This is a genomic window from Pristimantibacillus sp. Z349TD_6 (genome assembly GCF_056173205.1).
Map to the genome: position 1 here is coordinate 3028709 of NZ_CM149662.1, position 13023 is coordinate 3041731.

A 13023-nucleotide genomic window follows, 5' to 3' on the forward strand; every position below is an offset into this window, starting at 1 on the left:
CTCCTTACATCATCGCGCTATCAGGATCGATTTTGCGAACAATCCAATTAGCGATTAGAATAGTTGCACAACCCAGAACGGACTGTACGAATGCGGCAGCAGCTGCCATCCCTAAGGTGGCGGATTTCAGTTGTTTATACACCATGACATCGATGGTGGTAGACACGTTAAACAATGAATTGGAATCTCGCGTGACCTGAAAGAACAAGCCAAAATCGGTGTAGAATATACGTCCAACTGATAGAATGAACAGCATGACGATAACGAGTTTGAGCATTGGCAATGTAATAAAACGTGTTTGCTGCCAAATGGAAGCGCCATCAATTACAGCTGCCTCATAGTAAGTGCTGTCAAGGCTTGTGATGGTTGCCAAATAAATGACCATGCCATAACCTAAGCCTTTCCATACATTTAAGAGAATTAGAATGTACGGCCAGTAAGCCGGCTCCATGTACCAGTTAACAGGATCGCCGCCCATGTTGACGAGCAATTGATTAAGAATCCCTTTATCAAAGCTTAGGAACGCCCAGCCTACAGCAGATACGACAACCCAAGATAGGAAATAAGGGAGGAACATCATCGTCTGATAGACTTTACTTGCTTTGCGGCTGTGGAGCAGTCCGATCATAATAGCGAAGAGTACGGGCAACACAATACCTAGAACGATAAAAATAATGTTGTATCCAATGGTGTTTCGAATAATGATCCAAGCGTCATTTGACTTGAATAAGAACTCAAAGTTTTTGAAGCCTACCCAAGGACTATTAAATACATTGCTCAAAAACCCGCCGCTAATTTTGAAGTTTTTGAAGGCAATTATGATCCCGAACATAGGTAAGAAGCAAAACAGGATGTACCATATCGTTGTAGGCAATGCCAAGAGGGTGAGTTCCGTATCCTGCTTGTGCCAACGAATTCGTAAGCGCTTTCTTTTATCTTGAAGTTCAACTGTCGATTTCATGCCTTTTACTCCTTTCGGTGTCTTCTCGGATGTGTTGCACTTGTTAAGCTCATTGTATAATAGGAGGATTTGATGCTTCTAGATAACAAACTTGATACTATAGTCAACAAACGTTAGATTCGATCATTCTGTTTTACAGAACTTTAAGAATGGACTCAAGGCTTAATTCCAATATGTGTTAAAATAAATGGATAATTACGTGAATGGGCTGCCTTCAAAATGGGCTGAGTTTTGTTCGCCCGGTGTGAACCCTGCCGAACTAAAGGCGATTTGGGAGAAAGAAAGGATCTTTGCTGAAGACGCGCTGGCGCTGGCGGCAGAGCTGCTGGATATTCCAGCTGAAGCGGCAATTCGGGGTTATGAGACGGATTCAGATTTTATCCAACATACGAAGGTACTTCATTTGCGCAACGCAAATGAAGGGATACCGCTATGAATATCCAGAAATATCCTTTCCTGATGGCTATATACAGATGATGAATCCAAAGACAGCTGCCAAGCTAGGCCTCATGCGTAAGTGGATGGACAGTTTTAATCAAAATGGCTATTCGTTTCAGCTTTCGTATACAGGAAAAAGGGTGGGCAAATCCGATCTATTCATTGCATTTTTTCCGAGAGAGATTGGGGAAGGCCAACTGGTTAAAAGCTTGCCAGTATTAATTGGTGTAAAACCGGATAAAGAATCGATTTTTATAAATAAGACGGGCGGCTAATGCAGTTAGTGATTTCGTTCCTGATCATAATTCCTTTTGAAATAACCGGGATTGACTCCAGTTATGGACTTGAAAGTTTTGGATAAATGATGAACGTCAGTGAAACCGCAATATTCACTTGTCTGCTGAAGGGACATGCCTTCCTTCAACAACTCCTGAGCATGCTGGATACGCAAATTCAGTAAGTATTGATAAGGTGTCATATTGAATTGTTTCTTGAATAGTACTGTGAATCGAGAGGGAGAAAGATCTGCTCTTTTGGCCATATCGCTAACATTGATAGGTTCTGAGATGCGAAACGCTAAATAGGACGTAATCCAGTTCAAGAAAGGACGACGAGATGACGAGGCAGCTTGTGGCTTCATATAACTTTTGAAAATCACGGTCAGAAATTCATAAGCCAGCTGATTGGCTTCCATGATGCCTAGATAGGTTTGTGACTGCCAGCATTCGATGATCTTGAAGACGAGGTCACGCAGCTTAACGGAGTGCGGAGTTTCAAGTTTAAATGGAATGAGTAAGGATTCGCATTCATGCAATCTAGGTTGTGAGTAAGTGGAGTAGGGGGACATGTCCAATTGTCCTGGTCGTGTGATAAAGCTCTTATCCTTCTCTGAATTATAAAAGAAATCCAGATGCACGTAAGGATTGATCGTATCGGTAATGCCTTTGATTGTATGTACGTCCCCGGGCTGAAGCAAACAGAGATCTCCTGTATTCAGGAGATGAACGTTACCGTTGACCTCGATTTCGAACGAACCCTCTTGCACGTAAAAAATGATATAATCCAGCAAATTGCGCTCGCCAAGGAAAAAGGGCGGACGGATCGCATAATCTGATTCGCGAACATAGGGAGCGATGACGTAGTCCTCTAATTTCATCGTAATCTGCCTCTTTCATTATAAAATAATCGTTTTATACATAAAAAATAGATCTTATATATACAGGAATATTGCTTATATTCCATTAAGATGAAGGTAGATTGTTGTTCAAGTATACCATGATCTTAAGGGAGGTAATAAGCATGAAAAAGGCGTATAAGGGTATTAAAATGAGGGAAATAAGTTTTCCGCTTGGAGGAATCGGCAGCGGAAGCATCGGTCTTGCAGGCAATGGCCGGTTGGTGGACTGGGAAATATTCAACCGTCCGAACAAGAAGAGTTTCAACGGTTTTAGCCACTTCGCAATAAAGGCGGAGCGGGAGGGTAAAGTGCTGGATGCGCGGGTGTTGAACGGCGATTTACAAGCGCCTTACGTCGGCGAGCATCTTCGCGGCGCTCCGCTGCATAGCGGATATGGATTCGGACCTGAAAGTCAGACGATGGCGGGTATGCCACATTTTCGGGAGGTGGAATTCAGGGGCGAATTCCCGTTGGCAGGCATGTCATTCGCAGAAATCGATTTCCCCGGGCGAGTCGAATTAGTGGCCTTTAATCCGTTCATACCGCTCCAAGAGGATGACTCTAGCCTTCCCGCGGCTTTTTTTGAGTGGGAAGTTGAAAATACAAATCATGAAACGATGGCGTACACGTTATGCCTCTCGGCTGGCAACCCCATTCCGACGGAAAAGGTAAATCACCGATACAGCATGATTGAAGGCAACGAAGGCGAATGCATACACATGATTAAGCTAAGCTCTGACCATCATGACGATACGCACGCTCAGTTCGGCGATATCACTCTGTCAACTGATTCACCAGATGTCAGCTACCAAGAATTCTGGTATCGCGGCGGCTGGTGCGACAATCTCGAGATGTTCTGGCATGATTTCACACAGCAAGGACGTTTGCAAAATCGGCAGTATCCCGTGACTGAGCCGCCTTTGGTACGCAAAGACACGGCGTCACTTGCCGCTCATATTGAACTGAAGCCCGGAGAGAAGAAAAAGATTCGATTCACGATCAGCTGGAACTTTCCAAACGTGGAGAACTATTGGAATCCCAATCCGCTAGGCTCTAACAGCTGGAAAAATTATTATGCGACGCTGTTTGAGGATTCCAGCGCATGCGCGAAGTATGCTTTTGACCATTGGGATCGTCTTTACAGCGAGACCGTTAAGTTTAAAGATGCATTGTTCTCATCGACGGTGCCAGATGTCGTCAAGGATGCGGTGTCCGCAAATTTATCCGTGGTCAAAACGGCAACATCACTACGTCTAACCGACGGTTCCTTCTATGGATTCGAAGGCAGCATCGAAGATACTGGCTGTTGCGAAGGTTCCTGTACGCATGTATGGAATTATGCTTATGCACTGCCCTTCCTGTTCCCACGATTAGAGCGCAGCATGCGGGATTTAGATTTTAAATACAACAAACGCGACGACGGCAGAATGTCATTCCGGTTAATGCTCCCGCTCGGACGCGAGCGTATGGATTCCCGTGCTTGCGCGGATGGCCAATTCGGCGGCGTTATTAAAGCTTATCGAGATTGGAAAATATCGGGCAATACAGAGTGGCTTACGTCCGTCTGGCCAGAAATTAAGCAAAGCATTACGTACGCTTGGGCCGATACTAACGAGGACAAATGGGACCCAGATAAAACGGGCGTATTGTCGGGCAGGCAGCATCACACTCTTGACATGGAGCTATACGGACCGAATTCTTGGCTGAACGGATTTTACTTAGCGGCTCTTAAAGCGGGAGCGGAGATGGCGGCATTCTTGGGTGAGAGTGAAACTGCGGACGAATTTGACAGCCTGTTTCGATCGGGAAAGCGATGGATCGATGAGCATCTGTTCAATGGCGAGTACTACGTGCAACAAATCGATTTATCGGATAAATCGCTGCTCGATAAATTCGACACAGAAACGGTCAGCACGTATTGGAACCATGAACGAGGGGAGATCAAATACCAGATTGGGGAAGGCTGCGTCCTTGACCAAGTCATTGCACAATGGCACGCTAATTTATGCGGTTTGGGCGAAATTTTCGATAAGGAGCAGATGCGTACAGCTTTGAAGTCATTGTATCGGTATAATTTCAAAACCAGCATGAGGCGGGAAGCGAATACTTGGCGCTTGTACTCTCTTAACGACGAGGGCGGACTCGTGATCTGCACTTGGCCAGAGGGCCGACATAAGCCGGCGATTCCGCTCACTTATAACTCGGAGACGATGACCGGCTTCGAATACCAAGCGGCTGCGCACATGATTCAAGAGGGTTTCATCGATGAGGGGGTTTCCATTGTTCAAGCGATCCGGGAGCGTTACGACGGCGAGAAACGCAATCCGTGGAACGAGATCGAATGCGGCAGCAACTACGCGAGATCTCTGGCAAGTTACTCCTTGCTGCAAGCCTTCAGCGGCTTCGAATACGACATGGTCGAAGGCATGATTGGATTCAAACCTGTTCAGTCGGATGTGGATAAGTTTCGTACGTTATGGTCGCTTGACATGGGCTGGGGCGTCTACGAGCAAAGCGAGACACAGACTCAGTTACAATTACTGGGCGGCAAACTGGTCTTAAAATCGATTGGACTACCCGAAGATAGAATCGAAACGATTAAACAAATCGAATTAGGCGATGCTAGTTTGGCTTATATCATCGTAGAAGATAGGATTCATTTTGAACAGCCGATTATCATTGATGAGGGAAACATGCTTGTGATAAAGCATGCTTAGAGGCAAGAGGTTAGCTTTTTCCAGTCTGACAGAACGTATCCTACCTCATTAAGTTAACAATTTCGGCCAAAGCGGCATTTGTACGTATGCTTCATGTGCGTTTTATCATCTAGAAAAGCTCAAATATAAGGGCATTTGCGAACTTAAGCCTAAAACCACTGTTTCCAAAACGGTGGTTTTTTGTTTGATATGAAATCTGATCATTAGGAATAATAGTTTACTATTTTGGAATGAACAAAGAATGAAAAACACTTGAACAACTCAGTGAAAAGTATAAGATGGAAATGAAGCTATATTTAAATAGATGTATTCGTGTGATTTTAAAAGGTTAAAAAGTAAGGTTAGTGGTGCATGAAGAACTTGGGGACTGCGTGAAGCAAGCTGTTAAGGTATCGTTGTGCAAATTAGGGAGGAGCGTGCATGAGGATGAGTCAAGACGCTGCTGTAAAAAGCCAATGGGAGGTGGAGGTTCGTTGAGGATTGACGATCAAGAGTATATTTCGAGCGAGCTTCTTTTGATTTTGGAAGCGGTTGCAGATCAACTGATTCCAGGAGATGCATGGCCGTCGGCGACCGATGGAGGAGTTATAGCATACCTGAAACGTATTGCTGCTCAGGATACCGCTGCCTGGACGGATCTAATAGAACCAGGACTTCGTGCATTGGAAGCAGAGGCATTAGCTCTCCATAACCAACCTTTTTCGGAACTGTTGCCTCATGAGAAGGATCGATTGTTGCGCGACGTCGAGCATGATTCTTTTGACGGCTGGCCTGTTTCATCCAAACGTTTCTTTGACACTTTATTGTGTCTGGTCGTTGAAGGATACTATGGAAGCCCGGAGCTTGGCGGGAATAGCGAAGGCAGATCATGGGAAATGATCGGGTTTCGTCCGGGGACTGTCCCCGAAAGCATTGACGCGGCCCCAGAAATAGATTTACCGCAAAAAAACCTCGACCAGCTTAGCGACCAATATGATGTGGTCATCATAGGTGCTGGAGCTGGCGGTTCTGTAGCAGCGGCTGTATTAGCTGAATCAGGGCTTCAAGTTCTCGTCATTGAGCGTGGAAGCTGGCTTCGATACAATCAGGTAGGCAGTGATCATTTGCGCAACCATCGCTTTAGCAAGTATGGACATAACACAGGACCAGAATTGGAAGGCAGCCCTCGTACGATTCTATTGGCGGGCGGAGATGAGCGAATTACATCGCCTATTGATGGGGATTATCACAATAATGCAATGACGTTGGGTGGAGGGACACGAGTTTACGGGGCGCAGGCATGGCGATTTCATCCAGATGACTTCCGCATGGCGAGTCGCTATGGAATACCAGATGGGAGCTCGCTGAGCGATTGGCCGATTAGCTATGAAGAACTTGAACCGTATTACATGCGGGCCGAGTGGGAAGTTGGCGTCTCTGGTGATGGGAATGCCCATTCTGGACGCGGGAAACGACGACAGGATTATCCAATGCCAGCGCTCTCACGTACGCTGGAGGCAGAACGACTTGCTAGAGCAGCAGAAAAGCTGGGATGGGAAGCAGGTCCGGTGCCGCTGCTCATCAACTCCGTTGATAGGGACGGTCGACCAGCTTGCGGCCGGTGCGGACAGTGTGTTGGATTTGCCTGCCCGACCAATAGCAAGAATGGCGGGCATAATACGATGTTAGTGAGGGCTCTCGCAACAGGTAACTGCGACCTGATCTGTGATACCACGGTGGAGCGCATTGACACCGAGGGTGGAAAACATGCTACTGGGGTTCGTCTCGTGCAGCAATTGGAGGGCTCAATCCAGCGACGGATCATACGTGCGGGGCATGTTGTAGTTGCCGCCGGAGCTATCGAAAGCGCACGCCTTCTTCTCAACTCGGCAACGGAATCAGAACCGGATGGAATCGGCAATCGGAGCGGACAAGTAGGAAGAAACCTTCAAGGCCATGTCTACTCTGGTGCATACGGCCTCTTTGATGAACCGATTCAAGACGGTCTTGGTCCGGGAGTGAGCATTGCCACTTTCCGCTTTGACCATAGTAACGAGGGCATTATCGGGGGAGGGCTGCTTGCCAACGAGTTCACTCGGTTGCCGCTTATTCACTGGTATCGAGCGCTGGCCCCGAATGCGGCGCGATGGGGGAGCGCAGGCAAGGAAACCATGCGGCAGAGCTTCTTGCGCACCAGCCAAATTCAGGGGCCGATCCAAGAGATACCGAGCGCGGAGTCCCGAGTTCGGCTATCGAATGCGGTAAAGGATCGCTTTGGCATACCTGTTGCTCAGCTCTCGGGAAGCGTCCATCCTGAGTCGCTGCGAGCATCAGCCATGCTGGGAGAGCAAGCAGAGAAGTGGCTCTGGGCTGCTGGGGCAAGTGAAGTTTGGCAAACTCGGGCAGGTGGCGGGCTTAGCGCCGGACAACATCAGGCAGGTACACTTCGCATGGGCAATGACCCTTCTACTTCCGTCACTGATCCCTTAGGTCGTGTACATGGATACGATAATCTCTGGGTGAGCGACGGATCTGTGCACGTGACCAATGGCGGTGTTAACCCGGTGTTGACGATCATGGCTTTAGCTTTCCGTACTGCAGAAAACCTCGTGAAACAAGGGTAGCGAAAAATTAGAGAAACATAGTAACAAAAAAATAAATCATAAAAGACTCGCTAAAACCTCGGATGGTCATCTTGCTATCAGAGAAGCGTAGTGGAGGAACTATGAAAAAAGGGAGGTAATCATGTCCATTATACGCCTTGCTACCCTGGAAGATATCGATGAGCTTGTTCGAATGCGCTGGGAGTTCTCGGAAGAGGAGAACAGCGATAGTACACTAAACTACGAGGAGTTCCATCAGACTTGTTATGAATTCTTAGTTAAAGCAATGAAAAGCGGAGACTGGTATATTTGGGTAGCAGAAGATTCAGGAAACATAGTGTCACATATGTATCTTCAACTTATTCATAAAGTGCCTAGACCTGGTAAATCCCCGGACCCTTATTATGGATACGTGACCAACGTATATACGCGACCAGCATTTAGAAATCAAGGAATCGGTAGCGACATTCAATTGGCCATGGAGCTTTGGTCAAAAGAAAATAAAGTCGAGTTCCTATTGGTTTGGCCGAGCAGCAATAGTGTGCAGTTTTACTCCAAAAATGGTTTCTTTCGCTGCGATGGAGCGATGGAAAAGCATTTTTAATTTTATAATAAGAGCAGGAGCTGCGATAGCCTGCTCTTCTTTTTTTGCTCTCTCAAAAAATAGTGAAATTTCTCTATTCGTATTCGTCCACATCCGCTAAGATGGGTTAGTACTCAAAAAGATGGATAGCGGGGGTTCAGCACCTCAATAGAAAAGGAGCACTAACCATGATTAAGCAAGTATTAGGATTACAACAGAAAGAAGGATCTGCTGAAAAGAAGGTTACCTGGCTGGAATTGTTTTATGATTTGCTTTTTGTAGCGGCAGTTTCAAAAGCAGCTCATGTGCTGCTGCATGTCGAGAATGGCTCCATTCCAGTAGAATACTTAGGGAAATTCGTTCTAATTTTTGTTCCGATCTGGTGGGCTTGGGTGGGGCAGTCGCTTTTTGTAAATCGCTTCGGACAAGATGTCTTATCTCACAGAATATTTCTGATTTTACAATTATTTTTTGTATTAATCATGACCGCCAGCTTATCGGTTGATTTTGATCAATATTATGTTTCATTTTTAATAGGCTATATTGGTTTAAGAGCTATGACGGCTATTCAATATTTAGCGGTACATAAGAAAGAAGAAGCACATAAAAAAATCACTGCTCAGTATTTAGGGAGTCGCTTTTGGATAGGTTTGGTCATATCTGCATCATCATTATTTTTTGACTCGTGGATACGTTATGCCGTTTTGTATGCAGGAATAGCTGTAGACATATTGCTGCCTTTAATCGGTCGAAAATATTTAGTGAAAAGCCCGGTAAATACTCATCATTTATTAGAACGCTTCTCTTTGTTTACCCTTATTCTGCTTGGCGAATCCGTAATCAGCATACTAGCCGTATTGCAGTCCAGCAACTGGACGTGGGAATCTATCTTATTTGCGTTAATTACTTTTGTGTTAATCATCGCTATGTGGTGGCAATATTTTGATAACGTCGAGAAGAAAGTAAACAAATCAATAGAGACTGCAGGACAAACGATCATTTATGGGCATTTATTCATTTATTTATCAATGTGTATGATCGCAGCTTCGATCCAGTTGTTATTTTTGAAACAATTAGATTATTTATTTATGTTAGGTTATATGTTTGGATCTGTATTGCTCTACTTTTTTTCAACCTCATTAGTTTTCCATAAGTATAGACATGAACATCAAAGATTGGGTATATCGCATTTAGCGCTTTTCTTAGGGCTGCTGATCGCTTTTTTTACATTGGATTTGTTTCTTGTACTTCCGAATTACATAATCATCGGAGAAGTGATGGTGTTTTTTGTTGTATATGCAAAATTAACAACGAAAAACGTGAAAAAGCCATGAACACGGATCATTGCTGAACGGTGCTCATGACTATCGACTTGTCTGCTGCTTGCTATGGGCTGATGATACCTTTGGCCCGTGCGTCTTTCAGCCACTGCGGGTATTCATTGAATAGTCGATCATACAGATCTTCGTCACTTACTTGATCCAAATCATCCAGCGCAAAAAAATCGGCGTTATCGAGTACTCGCCCTCTCAAATCATCGAGCTTGCGCAGCACGCCGAAGTCGGCATTACCGAGGCCGACAAATTGCCAAAATATATTTTGACCGGAGCTATCAATTAGCAACTTCGAAATTTTCTTCGTTTCATAGATGCCTCCATCACTGAAGAAGACTATATAGGTTGGCATTTTTGAAGGCTCTTCTTGCGTATACTTCTTGATTATATCGGCCATAACGAGAGGTTCATTATTACCAGCGCCGAGGCCACCAAATAGGCGAGGGGCTGGATATGTATTTTTAACGTAATTTTCGTATTCATTTTCGTTTACGCTCTTCATTCGTTGACTTTTCGAGGCAAAGAACCAGACATCCATCATGCCATCGTCATCCATACTGGCGGCAACTGCAAGTACCCGCTCAAATGCTCGCTGCACGACGCCTTTTTCGTAGAGAGCATACATGGAGCCGGAGGCGTCGAATATAACAGCTACGCGCGCTTTTTGCTGATCGATATTTTTTTTGCGAAGCGATATGGCCACTTTTTGTTTCAACAAATCAATTTTGTTCAAATTAATTTTAGATGGCGCAGTACTTGCCGAGGAACTCGCTGCGCCTGAGCGTGCAGCTTTGATTTCGGATACAGCTTTTGAGCGTGCCTGATCGGCTTGAATCGTCGGAGCTGCTGGGGATGGGGGACTGCTTGTATCTGCTTCCTCAGCAACGTTTACGCCATGAGCTTCCGCGAGCGGTTTCAAACCACCGTGGAAACCTTTTCCAACCGCGCGAAGCTTAAAGCCGCTTGAATGCAGGTACAGCTCGGCGAGCACTAGCGAGGTTTCAGCATTTCCTTCTGTTATTTCATATACAATTTTATTCACCGAGGTTTCGGCAGTGATTTGGCATCCCTTTACATCTGCGAACGTTCCCGGTCCATCAAGGGTGATCGCAAATACGCATTTTTGAACCTTCGATGATTGGAGGGCAGTAAGATTAATGATAAATTCACTATTCCATTTGTCTTGTGGAGTGAATTGCACGATGCGCCCGGGATCGGCAGGCTGGTTATAAAATACGAAATAATCATCGGATGAAACTTTACCGTCAGAGCCTACCATAAAGCAGCTGACATCGAGCTCTGCTGGCGAATGCTTGCAGGAAATGGCAACCTTCACCGAGGTCGCGTCGCCAAGTGGAGCATTGGCGCCTGTTATTAATTTAATCGTAGAAGTACTCATACGTTCACTCTCCTTGTCTCGTACTGAGAATGTGAGGGATAACCTGCATATTATGGAAACCTTACACTGTAATGGTTGAATTATATCATAGGATTGAATAGAGAACTATTTTAATAGATGGGTGTAATTTAATAAATTATCCTTGCTTTTGAATCAATCTGCTTAGCAGTGGAATGGGTTTGGCTGTTGGAATTTAAGATGTTGATTCTACGAGCTTCCAAGCTTTGCTCATTCTTTCTATCCCGACTGTCAAATCATCGTCTGTGAGATGCGAAAAGCCGAGGCTTATGCCAATCCGATTAAGGTTCGTTCGATCTTTCGCCCACTCGACGCCTGCTTCCCGGCAAGCCTTCTCAAAAGCATCATAATCCTCCTGCGCTCCTGTCCACCAACCGAAAATATGCAAACCTGCATCTCCCTCAACCCAGCGAATTGGAATGGTCAATCGTTTCAAAGCGTCGCGCAAAAGAGTGAATTTGTGGCTGTATATTCGCTTCATTCGTCTCAAATGCCGTTCATACAGCCCGCTGTTCATGAACGAGGCGAGCGCCCGCTGCTCAAGAATCGCGCTTGGATGCGGCTCATATAAAGCCTTTGCTCTAGCGAAGGGCACGACCAAAACTCTCGGCAGGACAACAAAACCAAGCCTTATATCCGTCATCATCGTTTTGGAAAATGTACCTGTGTATATGACGAGATCAGCTGAAGTATCCAAACTTTTGAGCGTCTCAATTGGTTTGCCTCGGTGGCGGAATTCACTGTCATATTCATCCTCAACGATAAATGCATTTTGATCAGCGGCCCATTGGAGTAGCTGCTGCCTTCGCTCCATGTTCAACACAGCCCCCGTTGGGTATTGGCGATTCGGTGTAACAAAAAGCAGCTGGGCATTCCAAGGTTGCGGAACTAGTCCCTGATCGTCAACTTCACCTTCAATTAACACTGCTCCTGAAGCAAGCACAGCTTTCCGAATCCCGTAATAACCTGGGCTTTCGGCTACAACGGCATCCCCAGAGCCTGCTAAAAGCTGTGTCAGCAAGGCAATTGCCTGCATTGATCCGTTTACGATCGCAATTTGCGCCGAATCAGCAACAATACCCCGATAGCGCTGAAGATGCTTAGCGATGGCTTCGCGCAAAGTTTCCACACCAAGCGGCTTGTGTGCATCGATATTAGCTTTTTCTGTCATTTTCCTTGTTTCATCATACAGGCACCGATTCCAGTCTTCCTTCGAAAACGAGCTCATGTCGGTTATTCCTAGTTGAAAGGATATTTTCTCGGAACATTTTGAATGCTCTGAACCATCATTTACTAATGTCTGATGGCTATCCGCCCCATGAATGTGGGTATCTGTTTCCCTGATAGGAACTGCCATGCCTGCAATCCGCTCACCCCATTCAGACAATTGTATTTCTCTCTTGGCAAAAGGGAGCAACGAAAGGTTCGTTGTCTGATAACTAACGTATGTTCCGCTGCCGGCCAAGGGAGCCACATACCCTTCAGCTGCGAGTGCCTCAAGTACATTCGAAACTGTACCGCGTGAAAATCCATACATCCTCGCTAGTTCTCGGCTAGAAGGAAGCTTATCCCCATGGACAAGCTTGCCTTCCATCAAAGCATCCCGCAGCGCATGGTACAACATCTCATATTTGGTGGTGTAACGTTCCTTATACGGCTCTAAAGCTAAATAAATAGTCATGTTTGCTTACCTGCCGTTTCTGAAGTGGTCTAATGAAATTGATCGAAAATGGATCTATTACTAATCCGATATGCATCATATAATGACAACAGTCTCACATTTCCAGTAAACAAGCAATACGGAATCCATACCT

10 protein-coding genes are annotated in these 13023 nt (G+C 45.6%); 6 read left to right on the plus strand and 4 right to left on the minus strand.

Features of this window, described 5'->3' with window-relative positions; translation table 11 throughout:
* Nucleotides 1-4: 4 nt before the first annotated feature.
* Complete coding sequence (locus AC0VYE_RS12810) at nucleotides 5-961, minus strand: ABC transporter permease (protein WP_076270575.1); 957 nt, start codon at nucleotides 959-961, stop codon at nucleotides 5-7.
* Between the two features lie 187 nt (nucleotides 962-1148).
* Here AC0VYE_RS12810 and AC0VYE_RS12815 point away from each other — a divergent pair, with 187 nt between their 5' ends.
* Together AC0VYE_RS12815 and AC0VYE_RS12820 are read left to right on the plus strand one after the other, a co-directional pair.
* The gene (locus AC0VYE_RS12815; RefSeq protein ID WP_475448395.1) at nucleotides 1149-1397 is read left to right on the plus strand and encodes a hypothetical protein; all 249 of its coding nucleotides are present in this window, start codon (nucleotides 1149-1151) and stop codon (nucleotides 1395-1397) included.
* Nucleotides 1398-1434: 37 nt separating this feature from the next.
* Complete coding sequence (locus AC0VYE_RS12820; protein WP_475448397.1) at nucleotides 1435-1674, plus strand: hypothetical protein; 240 nt, start codon at nucleotides 1435-1437, stop codon at nucleotides 1672-1674.
* A gap of 5 nt (nucleotides 1675-1679) precedes the next feature.
* Here the strand turns inward: AC0VYE_RS12820 and AC0VYE_RS12825 are convergent, their stop codons facing one another.
* Nucleotides 1680-2555, minus strand: a complete 876-nt coding sequence (locus AC0VYE_RS12825; RefSeq protein ID WP_475448399.1) for an AraC family transcriptional regulator — start codon at nucleotides 2553-2555, stop codon at nucleotides 1680-1682.
* Between the two features lie 143 nt (nucleotides 2556-2698).
* Between AC0VYE_RS12825 and AC0VYE_RS12830 the strand changes: the two genes are divergently transcribed.
* From AC0VYE_RS12830 to AC0VYE_RS12845, 4 genes are all read left to right on the plus strand, one after another.
* A complete protein-coding gene (locus AC0VYE_RS12830) occupies nucleotides 2699-5293 on the plus strand; it encodes a GH116 family glycosyl-hydrolase (RefSeq protein WP_475448401.1) in 2595 nt (864 codons plus the stop codon).
* A gap of 473 nt (nucleotides 5294-5766) precedes the next feature.
* Nucleotides 5767-7896 (plus strand): GMC family oxidoreductase, encoded by a 2130-nt coding sequence (locus AC0VYE_RS12835; RefSeq protein ID WP_475448403.1) that lies wholly within the window; start codon nucleotides 5767-5769, stop codon nucleotides 7894-7896.
* A 121-nt stretch (nucleotides 7897-8017) separates the two neighbouring features.
* Complete coding sequence (locus AC0VYE_RS12840; protein WP_475448405.1) at nucleotides 8018-8479, plus strand: GNAT family N-acetyltransferase; 462 nt, start codon at nucleotides 8018-8020, stop codon at nucleotides 8477-8479.
* Between the two features lie 167 nt (nucleotides 8480-8646).
* Nucleotides 8647-9792 (plus strand): low temperature requirement protein A, encoded by a 1146-nt coding sequence (locus AC0VYE_RS12845; protein WP_475448407.1) that lies wholly within the window; start codon nucleotides 8647-8649, stop codon nucleotides 9790-9792.
* Nucleotides 9793-9844: 52 nt separating this feature from the next.
* Here the strand turns inward: AC0VYE_RS12845 and AC0VYE_RS12850 are convergent, their stop codons facing one another.
* Both AC0VYE_RS12850 and pdxR read right to left on the minus strand, forming a co-directional pair.
* A complete protein-coding gene (locus tag AC0VYE_RS12850) occupies nucleotides 9845-11191 on the minus strand; it encodes a vWA domain-containing protein (RefSeq protein WP_475448409.1) in 1347 nt (448 codons plus the stop codon).
* A gap of 193 nt (nucleotides 11192-11384) precedes the next feature.
* On the minus strand, nucleotides 11385-12890 hold the full coding sequence (gene pdxR / locus AC0VYE_RS12855) for a MocR-like pyridoxine biosynthesis transcription factor PdxR (protein ID WP_475448411.1): 1506 nt from the start codon (nucleotides 12888-12890) through the stop codon (nucleotides 11385-11387).
* Between the last annotated feature and the right edge of the window lie 133 nt (nucleotides 12891-13023).

What these genes read in the sequence shown, in the direction of transcription:
- AC0VYE_RS12840 (WP_475448405.1), top strand. Translation starts at nt 8,018, where the DNA reads ATGTCCATTATACGCCTTGCTACCCTGGAAGATATCGATGAGCTTGTT.
- AC0VYE_RS12845 (WP_475448407.1), top strand. Translation starts at nt 8,647, where the DNA reads ATGATTAAGCAAGTATTAGGATTACAACAGAAAGAAGGATCTGCTGAA.
- pdxR (WP_475448411.1), bottom strand. Translation starts at nt 12,890, where the DNA reads ATGACTATTTATTTAGCTTTAGAGCCGTATAAGGAACGTTACACCACC.
- AC0VYE_RS12830 (WP_475448401.1), top strand. Translation starts at nt 2,699, where the DNA reads ATGAAAAAGGCGTATAAGGGTATTAAAATGAGGGAAATAAGTTTTCCG.
- AC0VYE_RS12815 (WP_475448395.1), top strand. Translation starts at nt 1,149, where the DNA reads ATGGATAATTACGTGAATGGGCTGCCTTCAAAATGGGCTGAGTTTTGT.
- AC0VYE_RS12810 (WP_076270575.1), bottom strand. Translation starts at nt 961, where the DNA reads ATGAAATCGACAGTTGAACTTCAAGATAAAAGAAAGCGCTTACGAATT.
- AC0VYE_RS12825 (WP_475448399.1), bottom strand. Translation starts at nt 2,555, where the DNA reads ATGAAATTAGAGGACTACGTCATCGCTCCCTATGTTCGCGAATCAGAT.
- AC0VYE_RS12820 (WP_475448397.1), top strand. Translation starts at nt 1,435, where the DNA reads ATGATGAATCCAAAGACAGCTGCCAAGCTAGGCCTCATGCGTAAGTGG.
- AC0VYE_RS12850 (WP_475448409.1), bottom strand. Translation starts at nt 11,191, where the DNA reads ATGAGTACTTCTACGATTAAATTAATAACAGGCGCCAATGCTCCACTT.